Source organism: Streptomyces sp. NPDC049577 (genome assembly GCF_040675635.1).
Classification (GTDB): Bacteria; Actinomycetota; Actinomycetes; order Streptomycetales; family Streptomycetaceae; genus Streptomyces.
Genome location: NZ_JBFAPH010000591.1, coordinates 1 through 1,945, shown reverse-complemented (window position 1 = coordinate 1,945; position 1,945 = coordinate 1). Strand labels below are relative to the sequence as shown.

The following is a 1,945-nucleotide window of genomic DNA, read 5'->3' as shown; positions in this document are numbered from 1 at the left end:
CGGGGTCCTTCACCTTCTTGCTCATCTTCGCCCTCGGCGGGCACTCCCTGCTCGCCGCCCGGCTCGCCCGGCGGATCCGGGCCGAGCTGCGCGTCGAGTGCGGCGTCGAGACCGTCTTCGCCGCCCCCACCGTGCGCCGGCTCGCCGAGCGCCTCGCCGGTGCCCGCCCGGCCCGGCCCGCGCTGGTGCCGGCCGCCCGGGACGCCGAGCCCGGACTGTCCTTCGCCCAGCGGCGGCTGTGGTTCCTGCACCGCCTGGAGGGCCCCAGCGCCGCCTACACCATCCCGCTGGTCCTCACCCTCGACGGCGACCTCGACCGGGACGCCCTGCGCGCCGCCCTCGGCGACCTCACCGACCGGCACGAGGTCCTGCGCACCGTCTACCGCGACCGCGACGGCCACCCCGCCCTGCACGTCCTCGCCCCCGGCGCCCTCCCGGAGCTGACCGTCCTCGACGCCGGGGAATCCGGGCTGCGCGGACTGCTCGCCGAGGCCGTGGCCCGCCCGTTCGACCTCATGGCCGAACCGCCGCTGCGCGCCACGCTCTACGCCCTCGCGCCCCGCCGCCACGTCCTGTTGCTGCTGCTCCACCACATCGCGGCCGACGCCGAGTCCTTCCCGCCGCTGCTGCGCGACCTCACCGCCGCCTACACCGCCCGCCGGGCCGGCTGGGCGCCCGAGCTGCCGCCGCTGCCCGTGCGCTACGCCGACTACGCCGTCTGGCAGCGCGAACTGCTCGGCGACGAGGGCGACCCGGACGGCACGGCCGCGCGCCAGCTCGCCTTCTGGCGGCAGACCCTGGCCGGGCTGCCCGACCACCTCGACCTGCCCTTCGACCACCCGCACCCGGCGGGCGTCACCGCGCCCCCCGCCCGCACGGTCACCGCCGGCCTCGCACCCGAGGCGCACGCCCGCGCCGTCGAACTGGCCCGGTCCACCGGCGCCAGCGTGTTCATGGTGCTCCAGGCCGCTCTCGCCGCCCTGCTCGCCCGCATGGGCGCGGGCGACGACATCCCCCTGGGCGTGCCCGTCGCGGGCCGCGAGGACGAGGCGCTGGAGCAGCTGGTCGGCTTCTTCAACAACACCCTCGTGCTGCGCACGGACACCGCCGGCGACCCCGCCTTCCGCGAGCTGCTCGACCGCGTCCGCACCGCCGACGTGACCGCCTACGCCCACCAGGACCTGCCGTTCGAGCGGCTGGTCGAGGCCCTCAACCCGGTGCGCTCCGCCACCCGTCACCCGCTGTTCCAGGTGATGCTGTCCATGGACGGCTCGCGCCGCGCCCTGCCGGCCGTCCCCGGGCTCGAGCTCGGCCTGCTGGACGTGCCCACCGGCACCGCCAAGTTCGACCTGTCCCTCAACGTCCGCGAGGGCTTCACCGCCGACGGCACCCCCGACGGCATCCTGGTGGCGCTCGAGTACCGCGCCGACGTCTTCGAGGCGGACACCGCCCGCGACCTGCTCGACCGCTACACCCGTCTGTTCGACGCCGTCGTGGCCGATCCGGACACCCGCATCGGCGCCGTCCCCCTGCTCACCGGCGACGAGCTGCGGCAGCAGCTCACCGAGTGGAACGCCACCGCCGCCGACGAGCCGCTGACCGACGTCGTCGCCCGCGTCCGCGCGGCCGCGGCGGACCGCCCCGACGCGGTCGCCGTGACCGACGACGACGGCGACGTGACGTACGCCGAGCTGACCGCGCTCCTCGACGGCGTGTGCGGCCGGCTGCGCGCCGCCGGCGCCCGCCCGGAGTCGGTGGTGGCCGTGCTGGCCGGGCGCGGCCGGTGGGCCGTCGCCGGACTGCTCGGCATCATGGCGGCCGGCGCGGCCTACCTCCCGCTGGACCCGCAGGCCCCGGCGGGCCGCTCGGCCGGGCTGCTCCAGGACGCCGGCGCCCGCTTCGTGCTGGCCGCGCCGGGCCTCGCCGCCGCGGCCGCCGAGGCCGC

At 77.6% G+C, this 1,945-nt stretch carries 1 protein-coding gene; it reads left to right on the top strand.

Going from position 1 to position 1,945, the window contains the following annotated elements:
- Positions 1 to 17 precede the first annotated feature (17 nt).
- Positions 18 to 1,945, top strand: a 1,928-nt coding sequence (locus AB0K09_RS33035; protein ID WP_366069084.1) for a condensation domain-containing protein, incomplete at its 3' end; no start/stop codon positions are given.